The following is an 18,879-nucleotide window of genomic DNA, read 5'->3' as shown; positions in this document are numbered from 1 at the left end:
GGCTGAACAGCGAGAGGATGTTTGCGCGGCACCGGATCACTCCGCCGCCGTGGCGGTTCGGACAGTCGGGCGGCGCCTCGGCCTGGCGGCCGACGCACGATCGCGCGAGCGGGCGACCCAGACACGGAGCAAGGCCAGCAGCAACTCGATGTCGACCGGCTTGGCGATGTAATCGGAGGCGCCCGCATCCAGGCATTTCTGGCGGTCGCCCTTCATCGCCTTGGCCGTCACCGCGATCAGCGGGATATCGGCAAGCTCGGGAAGAGCCCGGATGCGCTGCATCGTTTCGTACCCGTCCATCTCGGGCATCATGATGTCGATCAGCGCCAGATCGATGCCCGGAGTCTGTTCGAGAATCAGGATGCCGTCCTTGCCACCCTCGGCGTGCACGACCTCGACGTCGTAGCTCTCCAATACGCTCGTGAGGGAATAGATGTTCCGGATATCGTCGTCGACGATCAGCATCTTCGACCCCGCCAGTTCGGGTACCTCGGGCAGGCCCGAGACCGGTTCGGCGCCATCGACGATCGTTGCGGCCGGCGCCGCGGGTTGGCTGCGCGCGACGCGGGCGAGATCGCGGAACACCGCCGACAGCGCCTCGGGCGCGGCCGGCTTCTCGGTCACGCCGAACGCGCCCATGTCCATCGCCATGCCCAGCTTGTCGGCACCGGAAATGACATGGATCGGCAGGTGCATGGTCCTGGGGTCGTGCCGCAGCAGATCGAGCAGCACGAAGCCGTCGATATCCGACAAGCCGAGATCGAGCGTGATCGCATTGGGCTGGAGCTTCCGCGCCAGCGCCAGGGTGCCGGCGCCGGTGGTCGAGACGACGCCCTTCAGCCCGGTCTCGCGCGCGATGTCGAGCAGGATCGAGGCGAAGGTCGGGTCGTCCTCGATGATCAGCACGAACGGGGAATCGCCGAGCGAATCCCGGTCGTCGGTCACGTCGAGCGGCGCGGGCAGGGCGTTGGGCACGATCGCCCCGCTATTGTCGTAGCGTGCAGTGGTGGTCGCGGCCGGGCCGGTGCCCGTATCGAGCGCCTGGAGCGGCACGAACAGGGTGAAGGTCGATCCCTCGCCCGGGGTCGAGCGGACCTTCAGCTCGCCGCCGAGCAGCCGTGCGATCTCGCGGCTGATCGAGAGGCCGAGGCCGGTGCCGCCATATTTGCGGCTGGTCGTGCCGTCGGCCTGCTGGAACGCCTCGAAGATCAGCTTCTGCTTGTCCTGCGGGATGCCGATGCCGGTATCGGTCACCGCGATCTCGATCGCATGATCGGCGTTGCGCAGCACCGGATGGTTGCTGCTCCATCCCGCCCGGGCGCTGCCGACCGACAAGGTGACCGATCCTTGCGCGGTGAACTTGAACGCGTTGGACAAGAGGTTGAGCACGACCTGTTGCAGCCTTTTTTCGTCGGTGCGGATCGTGGCGGGCAGGTCGCTGTCGAACTCGACCTTGAACTCCAGGTTCTTGTCCGCGGCGAGCTGGCGGAAGGTGCGTTCCATATGCTGCTTGAGCGCGTGCATCGGCATGTCGCCGACCTCGATCGAGACGGTGCCGGATTCGATCTTCGACAGATCGAGGATGTCGTTGATCAGGTTGAGCAGGTCGGACCCGGCCGAGTTGATCGTGCGCGCGAACTCGGTCTGCTTCTCGTTGAGATTGCCGTGCGGATTGTCCGCCAGCAGCTTCGACAGGATCAGCAGCGAGTTGAGCGGCGTGCGCAGCTCGTGGCTCATATTGGCGAGGAATTCGGACTTGTATTTGGAGGTGAGGGCAAGCTGCTCGGCCTTCTCCTCCACCGCGCGCCGCGCCATTTCGATCTCGAGATTCTTCGCCTCGACCTGCTTCTTCTCGTTCTCCAGCAGCTGCGCCTTCTCCTGCAGTTCCTCGTTGGTGGCGTGGAGCTCCTCCTGCTTGGTGGTCAGCTCGGTCTGGCGCGCCTGAAGCTCCTGGGTGAGCAGCTGGGACTGTTTCAGCAGGCCCTCGGTGCGCATCGTCGCGGCGATGGTGTTGAGCACGATGCCGACCGATTCCATCAGCTGGTCGAGGAAGGTCTGGTGAGTCTCGTTGAACTCGCTGAACGAGGCGAGTTCGATCACTGCCTTCACTTCGTCCTCGAACAGGGCTGGCAGGATGTTGACGTTGGTCGGCGCGGCATGGCCCAGGCCGGAGCCGATCCGGATGAAATCGGCCGGCATGTTCTGCAGCAGGATCGGGCGCTTGTCCGCCGCCGCCTGGCCGACCAGTCCTTCGCGCAGCTTGAACTCGGATTTCAACTCGCTGCGATTCTCCGCGCCATAGCTTGCGGCCAGCTCGAGCACGGTTTCGTCATTGTCGCGATTGGTGACGTAGAACACGCCATACTGCGCGTTCACCAGCGGCGCGAGCTCGGTCATGATCAGGTTGGACACGGTGGTCAGATCGCGCTCGCCCTGCAGCATGCGCGAGAAGCGGGCCAGGTTGGTCTTCAGCCAATCCTGCTCCGCATTCTTCAGCGTCTGCTCCTTAAGGTTGCGGATCATCTCGTTGATGTTGTCCTTGAGCGAGGCCATCTCGCCCGACGCCTCCACCGCGATCGAGCGGGTAAGGTCGCCCTTGGTCACCGCGGTCGCCACATCGGCGATCGATCGCACCTGGTTGGTCAGGTTGGCGGCGAGCTGGTTGACGTTGTCGGTCAGGTCGCGCCACAGGCCGGCGGCGCCCGGCACGCGCGCCTGGCCGCCGAGCCGGCCTTCGATGCCGACCTCGCGCGCCATGTTGGTCACCTGGTCGCCGAAGGTCGACAACGTCTCGATCATGCCGTTGATCGTGTCGGCCAGCGCCGCGATCTCGCCCTTGGCGTCCACCGCGAGCTTGCGCTTGAGGTTGCCCTGCGCCACCGCGGTCACCACGTCGGCGATGCCGCGCACCTGGTTGGTCAGGTTGGTCGCCATCAGGTTGACGTTGTCGGTCAGGTCCTTCCACGTGCCGCCCACGCCCGGCACCTGCGCCTGCCCACCCAGCTTGCCCTCGGTACCGACTTCGCGCGCCACGCGTGTCACTTCGGAGGCGAAGCCGTTGAGCTGATCGACCATCACGTTGATGGTGTTCTTCAACTCGAGGATCTCGCCCTTCACGTCGACGGTGATCTTCTTGGACAGATCGCCCTTCGCCACGGCGGTGGTCACCTCGGCGATGTTGCGAACCTGACCGGTTAGATTATCAGCCATCAGATTAACGTTATCGGTGAGGTCCTTCCAGGTCCCGGCGACCCCGCGCACCTGCGCCTGGCCGCCGAGTTTGCCCTCGGTGCCGACCTCGCGCGCCACGCGCGTCACCTCGGAGGCGAAGCTGTTGAGCTGATCCACCATGGTGTTGATGGTGTTCTTCAGCTCGAGGATTTCGCCCTTCACATCGACGGTGATCTTCTTGGAAAGGTCGCCCAGCGCCACGGCGGTCGTCACCTCGGCGATGTTGCGCACCTGGCCGGTCAGGTTCGCGGCCAGCTCGTTGACGTTGTCGGTCAGGTCCTTCCAGGTGCCGCCCACGCCCTCCACCTTGGCCTGCCCGCCGAGCTTGCCTTCGGAGCCCACCTCGCGTGCCACGCGCGTCACTTCCGAGGCGAAGCTGTTGAGCTGATCGACCATCACGTTGATGGTGTCCTTCAACTCCAGGATCTCACCCTTCACGTCGACGGTGATTTTCTTGGACAGGTCGCCGCGCGCCACGGCGGTGGTCACTTCGGCGATGTTACGCACCTGGCCGGTCAAATTGCCCGCCATCAGATTGACGTTGTCGGTCAGGTCCTTCCAGGTCCCGGCCACGCCTTCCACCTGCGCCTGCCCGCCGAGCTTGCCTTCCGATCCCACCTCGCGCGCCACGCGCGTCACTTCGGACGCGAAGCCGTTGAGCTGATCGACCATCACGTTGATGGTATTCTTCAGCTCGAGAATCTCACCCTTCACGTCGACGGTGATCTTCTTGGACAGGTCGCCGCGCGCCACGGCCGTGGTCACCTCGGCGATGTTGCGCACCTGGCCGGTCAGGTTCGCCGCCATCAAATTCACATTGTCGGTCAGGTCGGCCCAGGTGCCCGCGACGCCCGGCACCTGCGCCTGGCCGCCGAGATTGCCCTCGGTGCCCACTTCGCGCGCCACGCGCGTCACTTCGGAGGCGAAGCCGTTGAGCTGGTCCACCATGGTGTTGATGGTGTTCTTGAGTTCGAGGATCTCGCCCTTCACATCGACGGTGATCTTCTTGGAGAGATCGCCCGACGCCACGGCGGTCGTCACCTCGGCGATGTTGCGCACCTGGCCGGTGAGATTGTCGGCCATCAGGTTCACGTTGTCGGTCAGATCCTTCCACGTGCCGCCCACGCCCGGCACCTGCGCCTGCCCGCCCAGCTTGCCCTCGGTGCCCACTTCGCGCGCCACGCGCGTCACTTCGGACGCGAAGCCGTTGAGCTGATCGACCATCACGTTGATGGTGTTCTTGAGCTCGAGGATCTCACCCTTCACGTCGACGGTGATCTTCTTGGAGAGATCGCCTGACGCCACGGCGGTCGTCACTTCGGCGATGTTGCGCACCTGGCCGGTAAGATTGTCCGCCATCAGATTGACGTTGTCGGTCAGGTCCTTCCAGGTACCCGCGACGCCTTCCACGCGTGCCTGGCCGCCGAGTTTGCCCTCGGTGCCGACCTCGCGCGCCACGCGCGTCACCTCGGAGGCGAAGCTGTTGAGCTGGTCCACCATGGTGTTGATGGTGTTCTTCAGCTCGAGGATCTCGCCCTTCACCTCCACCGTGATCTTCTTGGAAAGGTCGCCCGACGCCACAGCGGTGGTCACCTCGGCGATGTTGCGCACCTGGCCGGTAAGATTGGTCGCCATCGCGTTGACGTTGTCGGTCAGGTCCTTCCAGGTGCCGGCCACGCCGCGCACCGTCGCCTGGCCGCCCAATTTGCCCTCGGTCCCCACCTCGCGCGCCACGCGCGTCACTTCGGATGCGAAGGAGGCGAGCTGCTCGACCATGGTGTTCACCACTTTGCCGATGCGCAGGAATTCGCCGCGCAGCGGCCGCCCGTCGATCTCGACCGTCATCGATTGCGAGAGGTCGCCCTTCGCCACCGCGCCGATCACGCGCGCGACCTCGGCGGTCGGCTGCACCATGTCCTCGATCAGCTCGTTGACGGAGCGGATCGCGCTTTCCCACCCGCCGGTCGCGGCCTTCACCCGGCCGCGCTGGGTGATCTTGCCTTCCTTGCCGACGACGCGCGACAGGCGCTCGAATTCCTCGGTCATCTGCTGGTTCAGCCCGACGACCTCGTTGAACAAAGTGGCGAGTTCGGCATCGGTGCCGGACAGGTCTTCCGGCAGGCGCGTGGTGAAATCGCCGCGGCGAAGCGCACGCAGGGCGGACACGATCTGGCGGCGGTCGAGCGACTCGCGCGGGGTTTCGATGTTCAAGCTCAGCTCCCTGACACTCTCCCCACCCCAAGGTCCTTGTCCGGCCCCCCGGCCTCGCGATGCGCAACATACCGCACCGTTCCTCAACAGCTACTGAATTTTTCGAGATGAGCGGCACCTGAATTGGCGCACGTGCAACAAGCCGAGCGCATCGGCGCAGTAACCGGGTCGCCCGATTCTTGATCCAGGTTAGCGCATTATGCCCACTCGCCCTGCCGGCGGCGCGACGGTTGGTGGAAATTGGTCAATCCGGGCCTGAAAGAACTTCCGACTATCCTGTACATGTTGCGAAGAAATCAGTCGTAATCGACCTTGGGATACCATGTCGGGTCGCGACCGCGCGGCGTCAGATCAAGCATGTTCCAGAGCGGCGTCATGTCCGGCGCGCCGCGCGGATCCTCGCCGGGATCGGCGGTCTCGCCGCCCATCTCGGCGCCCCAGAAATGACGGATGACTCCGTTGCGCTTCGTGAAGACGTTGATGCCGGAGCCGTCACCTTCGTCGAACCAGGTCAGATAGTCGCGGCCATAGGCCTCGCTCGTATCGGTATAGAGCGGCAGGTGCCGCCAGCCGCGCTCCTGCTTGAAGGCGAGCAGCCGTTCGATCGGCGCACGCGCCACCACAGCCAGGGCGATGTTGCGCTGCAGATCGGGCGTGCTGGCGTTGAGCGGGCCGAGAAAAGCCGTGCACATCGGGCATGGGCGCTCGCGCTCGGGCCCGAACATGTAGCTGTAGACGACCAGGGTATCATGGTCGCCGAACAGCGCGCTGAAGCTGACCGGACCGTTCTCGCCCTCGAACACATAATCCCGCGGCACTTCGCCGCCTGGCGGCAGGTTGCGGCGCTGCTCGGCGACGCGCTCGATCCGGCGGCGCAGTTCGATCTCCTCGGCAAGCAGGGCAGTGCGCGCGCGGCGATAGTCGGCGCTTTCATTGGGGTAGCGGCTGCGGCTCCGCGCCGCGAGTTCGTTCGCCGTGGGCAGGTCTTTGGTCGCGGTCGCCATGATCTCTCTCCCGGATTTTGCGGGATAATGACAGAGCGCCTGGCGAAGTTCCACGGCCGGGCGGGCCGGCGGCTCCTTCCAGCCGGCGAGCGGCTTTATATTGTCGCAGGCAGGGTTATGGAGGTCATATGTGCAACGACTATCGGCTCGTGATCGACGGCGCGACGATCATCGACGGCTTTGCCGAGCTTGAGATCGACATCCGCTTCCCGGAAGGCCAGCCCAATATCGAGCCGCGCGCCGACATCAAGATCACCGATACGGCGCCCATCGTCCGTTCGGTGACGGGCACGCGCGCCGCGGGCGAACTGGTGCAGCGCCGCTGGAGCTGGCCGGGTCCGAACCGCAAGCCGGTCTATAATTTCCGCTCCGACGGCCGCGAGTTCGCAAATGGCCGCTGCCTGATCCTCGCTGACGGCTTCTATGAATTCACCACGCCCGAGGACCCGAAGAAGAAGCGCAAGGACAAATGGCTGTTCACGATGAAGGGCCAGCCCTGGTTCTGCATCGCCGGCCTGTGGCGCACCAGCGATGTGGGCGAGGCCTTCACCATGCTGACGATGGAGCCGGGGCCTGACATCGCGCCCTATCACGACCGCCAGATCGCAATCCTGGATCGCTCGCGTTGGGTGGACTGGCTCGATCCTTCGGTGCCGGCGAAGGAAGTGCTGCACGCGCTGCCGGCGGGCAGCCTGGCGGTGGAGCAGGTGGGGTAGGGCTTTCCATTCGTCATGCCGGACTCGTTCCGGCATCCACCGTTCCGCACATTCTTTGGCCGCTTGGTTTGCGGAACTGCCTGACCCTTTTGGACAAGGCCTATTGTGTCCCCGCGAAGGCGGGGACCCAGTCTGGGCTCCCGCCTTCGCGGGAGCACAAGGAAGCAGGAGCCGCTGCTATCCTTCAGATCGTCCCCCGCACCGCCTCTGCCGTAGCGTCATCCGCCGGAAAAAACGTCTCCAGCGTCAGTTCGGACAAGGTCACGTCCTGCGCCGTCCCGAATACGGTCGTGGTGCTGAGGAAACTCAGCACCCGGTCGCCCGCGAGCAGTTTCAGCGGCACCGCGATCCCGCCCAGATCCTCCGGCCGCGCATCGGAAGCGGGCGGGGCGGGATAGGCCTCCAGCTCGCTCACCAGTGCATCAAGCTCCCTGTCGCCCGCCGCCTGTGCCTGGCGCCTGAGCCGCGCGATCAGATGGTGCCGCCACTCCGCCAGGTTGACGATGCGCGGCGCGAGCCCCTGCGGGTGCAGCGCCAGCCGCATCACGTTCGGTTTGTCCAGCAGCGCGGCCTCGACCCCCGCCAGCAACGGCGCCACCCCACGGTTCGCCGCAATCAGGTTCCAGTGCCGGTCGACCGCCAGCGCCGGCCAGGGCTCGTGCCCGGCCAGGATCAGGTCGATCGCCCGGCGCGCGCCGGCCATGGCGGGGTCGTCGAGCGATCGTTCGCCGAACAGCGGGGCGAAGCCGGCGGCGGCGAGCATCAGGTTCCGCTCGCGCATCGGCATGTCGAGCTGCTCCGACAGGCGCAGCACCATCTCGCGGCTCGGCCGCGCGCGGCCGGTTTCGAGGAAGCTCAGATGGCGCGAGGATATCTCCGTCTCCAGCGCGAGATCGAGCTGGCTCATCCGCCGGATCCGGCGCCATTCGCGCAACTGATCCCCGATATTCCGCGCAGGCGTCATGTCCTTCCTCCATCTGCGCCGGACCATGGCCCGGCACTCATCGCGCCACCATTACCTCACAGGTAATCGACGCGCCTACCTCCTTCGCCGAAAAGCGCCGCACCAACATGAAGGAGGTAGCCATGACCGACACGACCAAAACCATCCGCACGATCCTGGGCCTGGACGCGCTCACCTGCCTCGCGGCCGGCGCGGCGATGAGCCTCGGCGCAGGCTTGCTCGCTGGCCCGACCGGGCTCCACCCGACGTTGCTGCTGGTGGCGGGGTGCAGCCTGTTCCCGGTCGCCGCTTTGTTCGGCTGGATGGCGAAGACTGCGATGCTGAGCGGCCCGCTGGTGATGCTCGCGGTCATCGGCAATATCGGCTGGGTCGCGGCCAGCATCGCCGTCGTGCTGATGACGGAGCCGACCTTGTTCGGCACGGCGTTCGTCCTCGCTCAGGCGCTGGTGGTAGCAGTGCTGGCCTGGCTCGAATTCGGCCATCGCCCGCGCGCGGCCTATGCCGCCGCTGCCTGAACCTGCCGGGCGGCTCGTTACGAGCCGCCCGTTCGGGCGATCAAGACGAGGCTCGCGAAACCCGTCGCCATGCGGCATGATCCGCAGCGATGAGCAAGCCTCGCACCGCCATGGACGGCCCGGCGCACCTGCCCACGCCCGCCGACAACGCGATCGGCGATGTGGCCCGGGTCCGCGCCATCCTGGTCGCCTCGGCCAGAGCGGGCGAGCCGATCAGCTATTCGCACCTGCTGGCCGAACTGGGCCATCGCTTCACCCGGCCGAAGATGCGCGCCGTGTGCAAGACGCTCGATGCGGTCGACAGCGCGGGCGCCGAGGCGGGCGAGCCCGGGCTGGCGGTGCTGGTCGTGCGCGAATCCGATGGACTGCCCGGCCAGGGCTGGTGGGTCGGCGGCATCGCCATGCGGCATGGCTATGACGGGCCCTGGACCGGGGCCGAGGCGCTCGCCTTCGTGCGCGGGCTGCAGGAGGAGGTGTTCGACTGGTGGCGGAGCGAGACGGCCTAGCGGGAGCGCCAGCCTTGCGCGGGCCAACCGCGCTCGCCATGTCCGCGGCTCACGCTGGAGCAAGCCGATGATAAAGCCCGAACGCGTCGAATATTGGCATGGGCTTCGCGAAGAATTGCGGCGGTCGAAAGCGGCCGACACGGTCGAGCTTCGCGACTTTCATCTCGACCGGGCGGGAGCCTACGCAGATCGGCTCGCGGAAGATGATGATATCAGTGGAACCAGCCGGACAGGTTCGTCCGAGTATCTCGATCAGGCGATGTGCGATATCGACTCCAGTATCGGGTGGAAAATTCCCCTCTGATCAGGCGTGGCGTCGGAGACGGTGAACCGCTAAAACGGACACCATGCGCCGTTGACGATTGATCGCGCTGCTTCCACCATCCAGCGTCGCCAGGCGACCGGTGGCTTCCGGGCGATGCATGGGAGTGCAGATGACAGAGTCGAAGCAGCACCGCATCGCGGCGGCCGCCGTCGCGATCGTCTATATCGCGATCCAGTCCTTCCAGTGGTTCGTGTTCGGCCAGCTGCCGCCGCCGAGCGGCCCAGTACAGGAATTGCTGCAAGGCGCCGCGCCGCTCAACATTGCGCGCGCGATCCTGATGCTGCTCTCCTTTTTCGGGCTCATCTATCTCTTCCTGGTCTGTTGCGGGGCGACCTTCCGGCGCAGGCCGACTCTTTCGATCCTGGCCTTTCTGGGCTTCTTCACCTTCTGCCTCTTCGAGATCCAGCTGCGCGCCGTCGAGCTGTTCTACATCTACCTTCAGCTGCCCGCGCAATATCAGGCCGCGACCGACGCCGCGACCCAGGCGTGGCTGTTGCGGATCCCGGGTGTCTTCGCCGCCGTGCAAAGCGCCGTCTATTTCCCGCTCGGCCTGTCCTGGCTGCTGGGCAGCCTGCTGCTCTGCTTCGCGCTGGGTGGCGGTCGATACGACTGGCTGGCCCGCTTCGCCTTCGGGCTGAATGCCGCCCGCCTCGCCTTGCGCATGTTTGATGTCAACGTCCTCGGCCCGCGCTTCGACGCGCTCTATTCGGACCTTTACCTGCCGCTGGTGTTCGTCACGTTCGCCCCGCTTGCTGCGTGGCTGTTGCTGCAAGAGCCGGCTGATCAGGCTGCAGCGTCACGCGCTTCGGCATAGGCGCACGGCACCAGCGAGCAGCGCCCGGGGATCGTCGAATCTCCGGGCGCCCCTTGCACCTCACTCCGCCCCGGAAACCACCGGCAGCAGCACCGCGCTGGCAGTCGCCCCGCCACGCTCGATCGAGACGGTCGCCTTCTTGTAATCGCCCGGCTTGGCCAGGAAGATGTTCGGCACGAAGGTCTGCGGGTTGCGATCGTAAAGCGGGAACAGCGAGGACTGGACCTGCACCATGATGCGATGCCCCGGCAGGAATTCATGGTTCACGGCAGGCAGCCTGAACTTGTATTCCTGCACCTTGCCGGCGGGAATCGCAGTCGGGTTCGAGAAGCTGTCGCGATAGCGCCCGCGGAAGATGTCGAGGCTGATCGCCAGCTGATATCCGCCCATCTTGGTATTGCTGGCGACTTCGTCGGGATAGACGTCGATCAGCTTGACGACGAAATCGCCGTCCGTGCCCGTCGTCTTCGCGAAGATATCGGCCATCGGCACGCCCGATACCTTCACCGTCTTGGTCAGCACTGGTGAGGTGTAGCTCATCACATCGGGCCGCCCGTCGACCGAGCGCTGATCCTGCACCAGCCAGTCGCCCCAGCGCCCGTCGTCGAAATTCACCGGGCGCGGCAGATGCGGCACCGGGTTGGCGGGATCGGCGAGATAGGAATCGCCCCCACCCGCTGGCTTGTCGAAGCCGAGGCCCTTGTCGCCCTGGAGATAGATCGGCGTCAGCGGTGTGGCGCAGCCTTTCTCGCAGGCAAGCGGCCAGCTGCTGAAGCGGTCCCAATGGTTTGCGGCGGTGTTGTAGATCGCCGCCGCCGGCAGCGTCACCGCCGGGCCGTCCTTCAGATACTGGTTGAAGAAGGGCAGGACCATGTCCTCGCGATACTGCGCTGCGGTGTCGCCGTTCCAGTTGAACGGGCCCAGGCTGCGGCCCTCGCGGTTGATCTGGCTGTGCCGCCACGGGCCCATCACGAGGTAGTTGTTCGATGCATGCCCCGCCTTGACCAGCGTTTCATAGCTGTGGATCGCGCCCCACATATCCTCCTGGTCCCACAAGCCCTGTTCCCAGAGCGTCGGCACGTTGGAAGGGCTGGCGGCGAGCAGCTTGTCGAGCGCCTGGCCCGACCAGAATTCGTCATAGGCCGGATGCTGCACCATGCGGTTCCAGTACGGCAGCTGGTCGTACCCCGATTTCTTCGCCCAGTCTCCGGCCGAGATCTTCCGGAAATTCTCGTAATCGTCATAGCCGCCCGATGGCGGCGCCTTGCCCGCGCCCTTGTAGCCGGTCTGCCCGCCGAGCCAGCCGATATTGGTCAGGCGGAAGGCACCGTAATGGAACCAGTCGTCGCCCATCCAGCCATCGATCATCGGGCTTTGCGGCGCAGCGACCTTCAGCGCCGGGTGCGGGGCGAGCAGCGCCATCACGACGGTGAAGCCCTCATAAGAGGAGCCGATCATGCCGACCTTGCCATTCGATTCGGGCAGGTTCGCCTTGTTCACCAGCCAGTCGATCGTATCATAGGCGTCGGTGACGTGATCGACCTTGGTCCGGTTGAGTGGGCCGATCACTGGCCGGGTGACGACATAATCGCCCTCCGAGCCATATTTGCCGCGGATGTCCTGATAGACGCGGATATAGCCGGCCTTGACGAACATCTCGTCGCTGAGCGGCAGGGTCGACAGTTCGCTCGCGCTGTCCATGCGATTGGCACGACCCTTGGCGTTATAGGGCGTGCGGGTCAGCACGATCGGCGCGTTCGTCAGCCCCTTGGCATAGACGATGACGGTGTAGAGCTTCGTCCCGTCGCGCATCGGGACCATCACTTCGCGCTTCACATAATCCTGGTCGGCGGTGGGCGGCGTGAACTTGGCGGGGATGTCGCCGCCCGGCGCCGAGGCGTCCTTGGCTGGCGCGGTAGTCGGCGTCGACTGAGCGACGGCCATGGAGGAAAGGAGCGTCGTGGCGAGAAGCGCGAACCCGAACCGCATGAGCAATGTCCCTTGTTATTTTATGTCCCGGATGGGTGGAATGGCCAAGGGTGCTCTACTGTGTCAACCCGGTGCGACGGCGACCGCCAGGCTACCGGCAGGAAAAGGGGGCAGAGTGAATTTTGAGGGCCCGCGCCTGCCGCGCTTCACCGACCCACTGACAAAATGTCAGTGGCTGCAATTTTACGATCTGCATAAATCATTGATATATAACAATGATGTTGAGCAGCCCTGCTGAAAATGTCAGTGACCCTACTGACATTTCCAGCAAGCGTATCGCCCGGCCCCGGCCGCCGCGTCGATTCAACCCTCTCCGCGGCGTCGCTATTCGGCATCATGTTCCCGGCGCGTTGCGGGATGGCGGGCCGATCTATATCGACACCAACCATCTGAAGTATCGCGGGCATATGCTGCCCAATCCGGGCCTGCGGGCCGCGTTGGGCTGGGTGGGCCAGCGAGAGAGGGGGAAGGTCGATGAGGCGCTATGTCGCCGCCGTTGCGCGCCGCGTGCGGCCGCTGTTGCGCCGCCGGCCGCCGGCTGCGCCGCCCCTGTCGGCGACGACGATCGACCTGCGCGCGCCGGAGATCGTCGGCGATCCCTTTCCGCATTACGAGGCGCTGCGGCGGGAAGGATCGGTGCTGTTCCTGCCCCGGCACGATTACTGGATCGTGCTCGGCCACGAAGCGGTTCGCTCGGCCTTTGCCCGGCCCGAGCATTTCTCCAACGCGCCCTATCGCGATGTCGACGCGGTGCTGCTCGCCGCCGATCCGCCCGAGCAGACGGCGATGCGGCGTACCGTCGCGAAGCTCTTCTCGCCCGCGGTGACGGCGCGACTGGAGGAGACGGTATCGCGCCTGGCCGATGCGCTGGTACGGCCCGAACTGGACGTGGTCTCCGACTATGGCATCCCGGTCAGCCGCGGCGTTACCGCCGATCTGCTCGGGCTCGACGCGGCCGGCGTGGAGGATATCGTCGCGGCCGAAGCGCGCTCCATGAGCACGGCCGACCCGCTTGCCGCTTTCATCACGAGCCTCGATGCGATGGCGCACCGCTCGTCGATGTTCGACGCGCTGATCGACGCCGAGATCCCCGAAGAATCGGCGCGGAGCCTCGTCCGGCTGATGTGGCTGGCCGGCACGACGACCACCCAGAGGGTCATCTCCCGCGCCATCCTGCGCATGATCGAGGACGAGCGGGACCAGCAGGCGCTACGGGCCGATCCCGCTCTGGTCAGGCCGTTCGTCGAGGAGGTGCTGAGGCTCCATCCGCCCGAGCATATGGTGCCGCGCGTGGCGCGAGCCGATGTCGAGCTTGACGGGGTGATGGTTCCGGCGGGCGCCGAGGTGCGGCTCTGCGTGAGCGCGGCCAATCGCGATCCCGCGCAGTTCGAGCAGGCCGACCGGCTTCGGCTCGATCGGGGCAATAGCCGGCATTTCGCGTTCGGCTCCGGCGCCCATGCCTGTATCGGCGCGCAGATCGGCCGGGCGACGGTCAATATCGCGGTGGCGACCCTGCTCAAGCGGTCCTCCGCTCTGCGCTCGATCCGCCCGCTTGACGAGATCCGCTATTTCGCGACGGAGACAGCATTGTCGCCGGAAAGCCTTCAGGTGGCATTGTGACGGATAAAAGCATCCGCGCCCAGGTGATCGGTCTCGCCGGCGCCCATGTCGTGGCGCGCGCGGTACAGGTCGTCGCCGATTTCGGGTTCGCCGACATGCTGGAACAGGGCCCCAGGACCGCGGCGGATCTGGCGCGGGAAAGCGGCTGCGACGCGCTTGCGGTCTACCGGCTGCTGCGCTCGCTGACCGGTCATGGCTTCTTCGTCGAGGGCCCGGACGGGCGCTTCTCGCTCGGGTCGCTGGGCATGGCGCTGCGCGCGAACGATCCGAGCAACCTTCGCAGCGCGGTCCGCGCATTGGGCGTGCCCGGCATGTGGAGTGCGGTCGGCAAGATGTCGGACAGCGTCCGGACCGGGCGCTCGGCGCTGCTCGATGCCCGGCCGCGCGCGATGTACGATCATCTTGGCAGCGAGACGGCCCGACGGGTGCGGGAAACGATGATCGGCTTTCATGGCGACGAGCCGGATGCGATCGTCGCTGCCTATGATTTCGGCCCTATCCGCCGGATCGTCGATGTTGGTGGCGGGGCAGGCAATCTCGTCGCCGCCATCCTGCTGGCGAACCCGCATCTCGAAGGAATCCTGTTCGACCTGCCGGCCAATGCGGAGGCGGGGCGCGAGGCGATGCAGCGGATCGGCCTGGGCGAGCGTTGCCGGGTCGTCGGCGGCGATTTCTTCGAGGCGGTGCCCGAGGGGTGCGATGCCTATCTGCTGTCGCATGTCCTGCACGATTGGCCCGAGGCGCGTGCCATCGCGATCGTCGAAAATTGCCGCAAGGCGATGGCGCTGGACGGCCGTTTGCTGATCGTTGAGGATGTGATCGCCGACGACGATCAGGGCATGGCGGGCAAGGCGTTCGATCTGCTCCTGCTCGCCACCGTCAACGGTCGCGTGCGCCGCGCCGCGGAATATGCGGAATTCCTGGCGCGGGCGGGTTTCCGGATCGAACGGATCGTGCGCACCGCGCTCGACATCGCCATTGTCGAGGCGATGCCGGCATGACGGGAGTATCGGAGAGAGCGATGACGGGAAGCATCTTTGCCGATCTCGACGGGCAGCGCGACTTCGACCGGAACGGCTATGCGGTCGTTCGCCTGCTCTCGCCGGAGAGGGCGGCGGCGCTTGCCGCTGAGCTGCCGGCGATCAGGCCGGCGCTCGACTTCACGCCCAATAGCTCGACGCTCGACCATGCCTATCATGTCAGCCTGCTCGATCCGGACGTCGCCTATCGCAAGGCGGCCTGGGCCTTTGTGCAGGATGCGCTGGGCGAGGCGCTTGCTTCCGTCCTGACGGGCTATCGCATGCTGACTGGTGGCCTGCTGGTGAAGCCGGCCGGCGCCGCGCCGCTGTCGATGCACCGCGACTGGACGATGCTGCCTGATATGGAGCAGATCGCGCTCAATGTCTGGTGCCCCCTGATCGACGTCGACGAGAGCAACGGCGCGCTCGCCTTGCTGCCCGGCAGCCACAGGATCGTCCCCAATATCGAGGCGGCGCATGTCAGGCCGTTCTTCGCCGATTATGGCGATCTCCTCACTCAGCTGTCGGTCTCGCTGCCGCTAAGCGCGGGCGAGGCGGTGATCTTCGACTACAAGACCATCCACGGATCGCGCGCCAATCGCTCGCCCTGGCCGCGCCCGGCGATCTCGTCCGCCTGCATCCCGACCGAGGCGCGCGCGGTGACCTATGCGCTGGACCGTGCCGGGGGCGGCACGCGGTTCGAACTGTTCGCGATGGACGGCGCGGGGATGGAGGCCGTGGCTGATCGCCTCGCCGGCAATGCAGGTGCGGCGGAAAGCCTTGGCTTCGTGCCGAACCGCAACCAGGCAGTGTCGCGGGAACAGTTCCAGCGGCTCATCGGCCGATAGGGCGGCTATCGTTGCACGCCCCGTTGCGCCATAGCCCGGTCATGGAAGACATGGTCTACACCGCGAGCCCCGAACTGCGCCGGCCGCGCCAGTTCGGGGCCAAGGCGATGGCCGACCTGCGCGCTTCGGGTATGATCGCGTGGCGATTGTTCCGCAGCAATCTCCGGGTGCGGCACCGCCGGACCTTTCTCGGCTATCTCTGGCTGCTGTTGCCGGCGATCGGTACCGCGCTCATCTGTAGCTACATCCAGTCGCGGCGGATCATCACCATCCCGGCGACCGAGCTGCCTTACCCCCTGTTCGTGCTGTCCGGCATGATCCTGTGGCAATGCTTCATCGATGCGATCAACGCGCCGTTGCAGCATCTGACCGCAGCGCGACAGCTGATCACGCGCAGCCGCGTGCCGCACGAGGCGATCATCCTTGCCGGCGTGATGGAGGTGATGGTCAATGCGGCGGTCCGCGTCGCGATCCTCATGCTGGTCATCGTCTATTGGGTCCCGCTCGCCCCGACGATGCTGCTGATCCCGCTCGGCGTCGCGGCGCTGGTGCTGCTCGGCTTCGCCATCGGGCTGGCGCTGGCCCCGCTCGGGCTGCTGTACGACGATGTCGGACGGGTGGTCATGCTGGCGACGACCTTCTGGTTCTTCCTGACTCCGGTGGTCTATCCCTTGCCGGCCCGGGGGCTGCTGTACCTCAACCCGGTCGCGCCGCTCCTCATCGCCAGCCGTGCCTGGCTGCTCGGCCGCTGGCACATGTCGGCCGGCTTCTTCGTCGTCGTCGCCAGTGCCCTGGTCGGGCTGGCCATCGCCTGGTTCTGGTACCGGCTGGCGCGGCCGCATGTCGTCAGCCGGCTGGGCTGAGAACCATGGAGGTCGCAGCCCTTCCCGCCGATCACGCCACCGGTTCGCACCAGGGCGGAACCGCCCTGTCGGTGTCGAACCTGTCCAAGAAATATTGCGGCGATCTCAAAAAGGCCCTGTTCTACGGCCTGCGCGACATCGCCGGCGAGCTTTCGGGACGGCAGACGACAGCCCATCGCCTGCGGCCCGGCGAGTTCTGGGCGCTGGATGACCTCTCGTTCGAGGTGAAGCGCGGCGAAGCGCTGGCCGTGATCGGCCGCAACGGCGCGGGCAAGAGCACCTTGCTGCGCGTGATCTACGGCCTGTTGAAGCCCGATGCGGGGCAGGTGCGCATCGCCGGCCGGTCGGAGGCGATCATCGAGCTGGGTACCGGCTTCAACCCCTTGCTCACCGGCCGCGAAAATGTCGAGGTCGGTGCCGCGTTGCACGGCCTGGATCCGGACGCGACCGCGCGCCTGCTCGAGGTGGTGATCGATTTCGCCGAGCTTGCCGAATTCATCGATGCGCCGCTGATGTCCTACAGCTCGGGCATGAAGGCGCGCCTCGCTTATTCGCTCGCGGCGCATCTCGGGCCGGACCTTTTGCTGGTGGATGAAGCGCTGGCGGTCGGTGATCTGGCGTTCCAGCACAAATGCATCCGCCATATGCGGCAGTTCGTTTCGGGCGGCGGATCGCTGCTCCTGGTGTCGCACAATATGCGGCAGGTTCAGACGGTGTGCGACCGCGCGATCCTGATCGAGCGAGGCCATGTCGTCCATGAAGGCGATGTGGCGCACGTGATCAGCAGCATGCTGGAGCAACGGCCGCTTGCCGACTCGAACCAGCTTGGCGACTTCGCCGCTGACGGGCCGGTGCGCATGGGCGGGGTCAGCGTCCGATCGGGCGATGGCGGGGATATCCGCACGGGCCAGCCGCTCGAGGTGACGGTCCATTACGAGGCGGACATCCCGAGCGAGGTGATCTATGCGCTCAGCATCTGGACCGAGGATCGCTGGACCTGCATCGGCGGCGCGGCCGATCCGGTGGCGCGCCGCCTCGACGCGGGCCGCGGCGTGCTGCGCTGTACCCTGCCGAACCTGGCGCTCCTCGCCGGGCGCTACGTCGTCCGCACAAGCCTTCTGGACGCCGCCACCATGTATCCGCTGGCGATCGAGAACGCGTCCAACCGGGAATGCCATATCGATGTGCGGACGGATCCGGATCCGATTCTGACCATGCAGGCCTGGGTGAACCAGCTGGTGCGGCTGGACGCCGAATGGGAGGGGCCTCATGGCGAGCAACGCTAAGCGGGCGATCGGCCCGAGGGAGTTTCCTAGTGCAGCCTGATTTCAATGAAGCGTTGCTCGCCAAGCTCGTCTGTCCGGCGACGCGCACCCCGCTTCGCTACGATGCGGCCGCGGGCGAACTGATCTCGGACGAGGCTGGCCTCGCCTATCCGATCCGCGACGGCATCCCCGTCCTGCTGATCGAGGCGGCGCGCAAGATCTAGGGTTTGGTCGCGAAGGCGAGCGCGTAAAAGGCGAGCGACGCCTCGATCTCGTCGACCCGGAATTCGCGGCCCGGAAAGACCCCGCGCATCGCCGCGCAATACGGCCTCCAGCAGGAGCCGGCGGTATCGCGCACCGAGCCGAGCGCGAAGCCCGCAGCGGTGATCAGCGCGCCATATTGCTCGAGCGAGTCGACATGGTTGGCGGCCGGGATCATCCAGCTGCCGGTCGGGCCGGTATCGCGGAACAGCATGTCGGCCACCGCGAGCGTGCCGCCCGGCCGCAGCACGCGGTACGCTTCCGCGAAGAAGTCGGCGCGGGTGTCGAAGCATTGCGCGGATTCGGCCGCGATCACCGCATCCACCGATCCGGAAACAAGCGGGAGATGGACGGCATCCATCACGGCCACCGTCACCCCGCGCTGTTTCGCCTGGGCAAGCTGCCAGTGCGATATATTGGCGCCGAGCACGAGCGCGTCGGGAAAGCGATCCGTCAGCCGGCGCGTCCCGCCGCCGACGCCGCAGCCGATGTCGAGGATGAAGGATGCGTCGTCGGGGACGGTCGAGGCAAGCTCGTCGACGAGGCGATTACAGGCGGCCACCAGGTCGGTCGTGCCTGTTTCCCAATAGCCGATGTTGAAATAGCCGCTGCCGCGATACAGCGAGCGCATGCGCGGCTCCTTGAGCAGAGCATCGTAGCGAGTGCCGAAAGTTTCCGCGTCCATGATGCGGCGCTAGCCGCTCAGGCGTTGGCGGTCCAGCCGTCGA

The 18,879-nt window shown here is 66.0% G+C and carries 15 protein-coding genes and 1 pseudogene; 11 read left to right on the top strand and 5 right to left on the bottom strand.

From position 1 onward, the window contains the following. Positions 1–36: 36 nt before the first annotated feature. Complete coding sequence (locus tag AC1RT8_RS20245; RefSeq protein WP_493077821.1) at positions 37–5,442, bottom strand: HAMP domain-containing protein; 5,406 nt, start codon at positions 5,440–5,442, stop codon at positions 37–39. 296 nt (positions 5,443–5,738) lie between these two features. Next, positions 5,739–6,446, bottom strand: a complete 708-nt coding sequence (locus AC1RT8_RS20240; protein ID WP_493077819.1) for a DUF899 family protein — start codon at positions 6,444–6,446, stop codon at positions 5,739–5,741. A gap of 128 nt (positions 6,447–6,574) precedes the next feature. Here AC1RT8_RS20240 and AC1RT8_RS20235 point away from each other — a divergent pair, with 128 nt between their 5' ends. Continuing rightward, entirely contained in the window at positions 6,575–7,162 is a 588-nt protein-coding gene (locus tag AC1RT8_RS20235) for an SOS response-associated peptidase family protein (protein ID WP_493077817.1), read from the top strand. A gap of 184 nt (positions 7,163–7,346) precedes the next feature. Here AC1RT8_RS20235 and AC1RT8_RS20230 read toward each other — a convergent pair whose 3' ends face one another. Next, on the bottom strand, positions 7,347–8,126 hold the full coding sequence (locus AC1RT8_RS20230) for a helix-turn-helix domain-containing protein (RefSeq protein ID WP_493077815.1): 780 nt from the start codon (positions 8,124–8,126) through the stop codon (positions 7,347–7,349). A 122-nt stretch (positions 8,127–8,248) separates the two neighbouring features. Between AC1RT8_RS20230 and AC1RT8_RS20225 the strand changes: the two genes are divergently transcribed. The 4 genes from AC1RT8_RS20225 to AC1RT8_RS20210 all read left to right on the top strand — a co-directional run bounded on the left by AC1RT8_RS20225 (position 8,249) and on the right by AC1RT8_RS20210 (position 10,286). Then, positions 8,249–8,641, top strand: coding sequence for a hypothetical protein (locus tag AC1RT8_RS20225; RefSeq protein WP_493077813.1), 393 nt, complete (start codon positions 8,249–8,251; stop codon positions 8,639–8,641). 89 nt (positions 8,642–8,730) lie between these two features. After that, positions 8,731–9,147 (top strand): ribose-phosphate pyrophosphokinase, encoded by a 417-nt coding sequence (locus AC1RT8_RS20220; RefSeq protein ID WP_493077812.1) that lies wholly within the window; start codon positions 8,731–8,733, stop codon positions 9,145–9,147. A 67-nt stretch (positions 9,148–9,214) separates the two neighbouring features. Continuing rightward, positions 9,215–9,451, top strand: a complete 237-nt coding sequence (locus tag AC1RT8_RS20215) for a hypothetical protein (RefSeq protein ID WP_493077810.1) — start codon at positions 9,215–9,217, stop codon at positions 9,449–9,451. Between the two features lie 130 nt (positions 9,452–9,581). Beyond that, positions 9,582–10,286 (top strand): hypothetical protein, encoded by a 705-nt coding sequence (locus tag AC1RT8_RS20210; protein WP_493077808.1) that lies wholly within the window; start codon positions 9,582–9,584, stop codon positions 10,284–10,286. A 60-nt stretch (positions 10,287–10,346) separates the two neighbouring features. Here AC1RT8_RS20210 and AC1RT8_RS20205 read toward each other — a convergent pair whose 3' ends face one another. Further along, a complete protein-coding gene (locus AC1RT8_RS20205) occupies positions 10,347–12,275 on the bottom strand; it encodes a CocE/NonD family hydrolase (protein ID WP_493077807.1) in 1,929 nt (642 codons plus the stop codon). Between the two features lie 474 nt (positions 12,276–12,749). Here AC1RT8_RS20205 and AC1RT8_RS20200 point away from each other — a divergent pair, with 474 nt between their 5' ends. The 6 genes and pseudogenes from AC1RT8_RS20200 to AC1RT8_RS20175 all read left to right on the top strand — a co-directional run bounded on the left by AC1RT8_RS20200 (position 12,750) and on the right by AC1RT8_RS20175 (position 18,114). Then, positions 12,750–13,895: a cytochrome P450 gene (locus AC1RT8_RS20200; RefSeq protein WP_493077805.1), complete on the top strand. Its 1,146-nt coding sequence runs from the start codon at positions 12,750–12,752 to the stop codon at positions 13,893–13,895. Then, complete coding sequence (locus tag AC1RT8_RS20195; protein WP_493077803.1) at positions 13,892–14,896, top strand: methyltransferase; 1,005 nt, start codon at positions 13,892–13,894, stop codon at positions 14,894–14,896. Before AC1RT8_RS20200 ends, AC1RT8_RS20195 begins: the two co-directional genes overlap by 4 nt. 20 nt (positions 14,897–14,916) lie before the next feature. Next, positions 14,917–15,762: a phytanoyl-CoA dioxygenase family protein gene (locus tag AC1RT8_RS20190; RefSeq protein ID WP_493077802.1), complete on the top strand. Its 846-nt coding sequence runs from the start codon at positions 14,917–14,919 to the stop codon at positions 15,760–15,762. Positions 15,763–15,803: 41 nt separating this feature from the next. Continuing rightward, positions 15,804–16,625, top strand: coding sequence for an ABC transporter permease (locus AC1RT8_RS20185; RefSeq protein WP_493077800.1), 822 nt, complete (start codon positions 15,804–15,806; stop codon positions 16,623–16,625). A 233-nt stretch (positions 16,626–16,858) separates the two neighbouring features. Then, positions 16,859–17,911 (top strand): annotated as a pseudogene (locus AC1RT8_RS20180) (ABC transporter ATP-binding protein); the annotation flags it as partial. Positions 17,912–17,940: 29 nt separating this feature from the next. Further along, the gene (locus AC1RT8_RS20175; protein ID WP_372850685.1) at positions 17,941–18,114 is read left to right on the top strand and encodes a Trm112 family protein; all 174 of its coding nucleotides are present in this window, start codon (positions 17,941–17,943) and stop codon (positions 18,112–18,114) included. On the opposite strand, the gene AC1RT8_RS20170 is transcribed toward AC1RT8_RS20175, so the two are convergent. After that, the gene (locus AC1RT8_RS20170; protein WP_493077798.1) at positions 18,111–18,836 is read right to left on the bottom strand and encodes a class I SAM-dependent methyltransferase; all 726 of its coding nucleotides are present in this window, start codon (positions 18,834–18,836) and stop codon (positions 18,111–18,113) included. The two genes, AC1RT8_RS20175 and AC1RT8_RS20170, sit on opposite strands and share 4 nt — an antisense overlap. Positions 18,837–18,879: the final 43 nt, after the last annotated feature.

This window comes from Sphingomonas sp. GW821-FHT10F11 (assembly GCF_058809095.1).
This window is presented reverse-complemented; position numbering and strand designations above follow the sequence as displayed.

Bases quoted from the DNA above. Each gene is read 5' to 3' on its own strand.
- AC1RT8_RS20205 (WP_493077807.1), bottom strand. From the start codon at position 12,275: ATGCGGTTCGGGTTCGCGCTTCTCGCCACGACGCTCCTTTCCTCCATG.
- AC1RT8_RS20185 (WP_493077800.1), top strand. From the start codon at position 15,804: ATGGAAGACATGGTCTACACCGCGAGCCCCGAACTGCGCCGGCCGCGC.
- AC1RT8_RS20240 (WP_493077819.1), bottom strand. From the start codon at position 6,446: ATGGCGACCGCGACCAAAGACCTGCCCACGGCGAACGAACTCGCGGCG.
- AC1RT8_RS20220 (WP_493077812.1), top strand. From the start codon at position 8,731: ATGAGCAAGCCTCGCACCGCCATGGACGGCCCGGCGCACCTGCCCACG.
- AC1RT8_RS20190 (WP_493077802.1), top strand. From the start codon at position 14,917: ATGACGGGAAGCATCTTTGCCGATCTCGACGGGCAGCGCGACTTCGAC.
- AC1RT8_RS20210 (WP_493077808.1), top strand. From the start codon at position 9,582: ATGACAGAGTCGAAGCAGCACCGCATCGCGGCGGCCGCCGTCGCGATC.
- AC1RT8_RS20230 (WP_493077815.1), bottom strand. From the start codon at position 8,126: ATGACGCCTGCGCGGAATATCGGGGATCAGTTGCGCGAATGGCGCCGG.
- AC1RT8_RS20225 (WP_493077813.1), top strand. From the start codon at position 8,249: ATGACCGACACGACCAAAACCATCCGCACGATCCTGGGCCTGGACGCG.
- AC1RT8_RS20170 (WP_493077798.1), bottom strand. From the start codon at position 18,836: ATGGACGCGGAAACTTTCGGCACTCGCTACGATGCTCTGCTCAAGGAG.
- AC1RT8_RS20235 (WP_493077817.1), top strand. From the start codon at position 6,575: ATGTGCAACGACTATCGGCTCGTGATCGACGGCGCGACGATCATCGAC.
- AC1RT8_RS20215 (WP_493077810.1), top strand. From the start codon at position 9,215: ATGATAAAGCCCGAACGCGTCGAATATTGGCATGGGCTTCGCGAAGAA.
- AC1RT8_RS20200 (WP_493077805.1), top strand. From the start codon at position 12,750: ATGAGGCGCTATGTCGCCGCCGTTGCGCGCCGCGTGCGGCCGCTGTTG.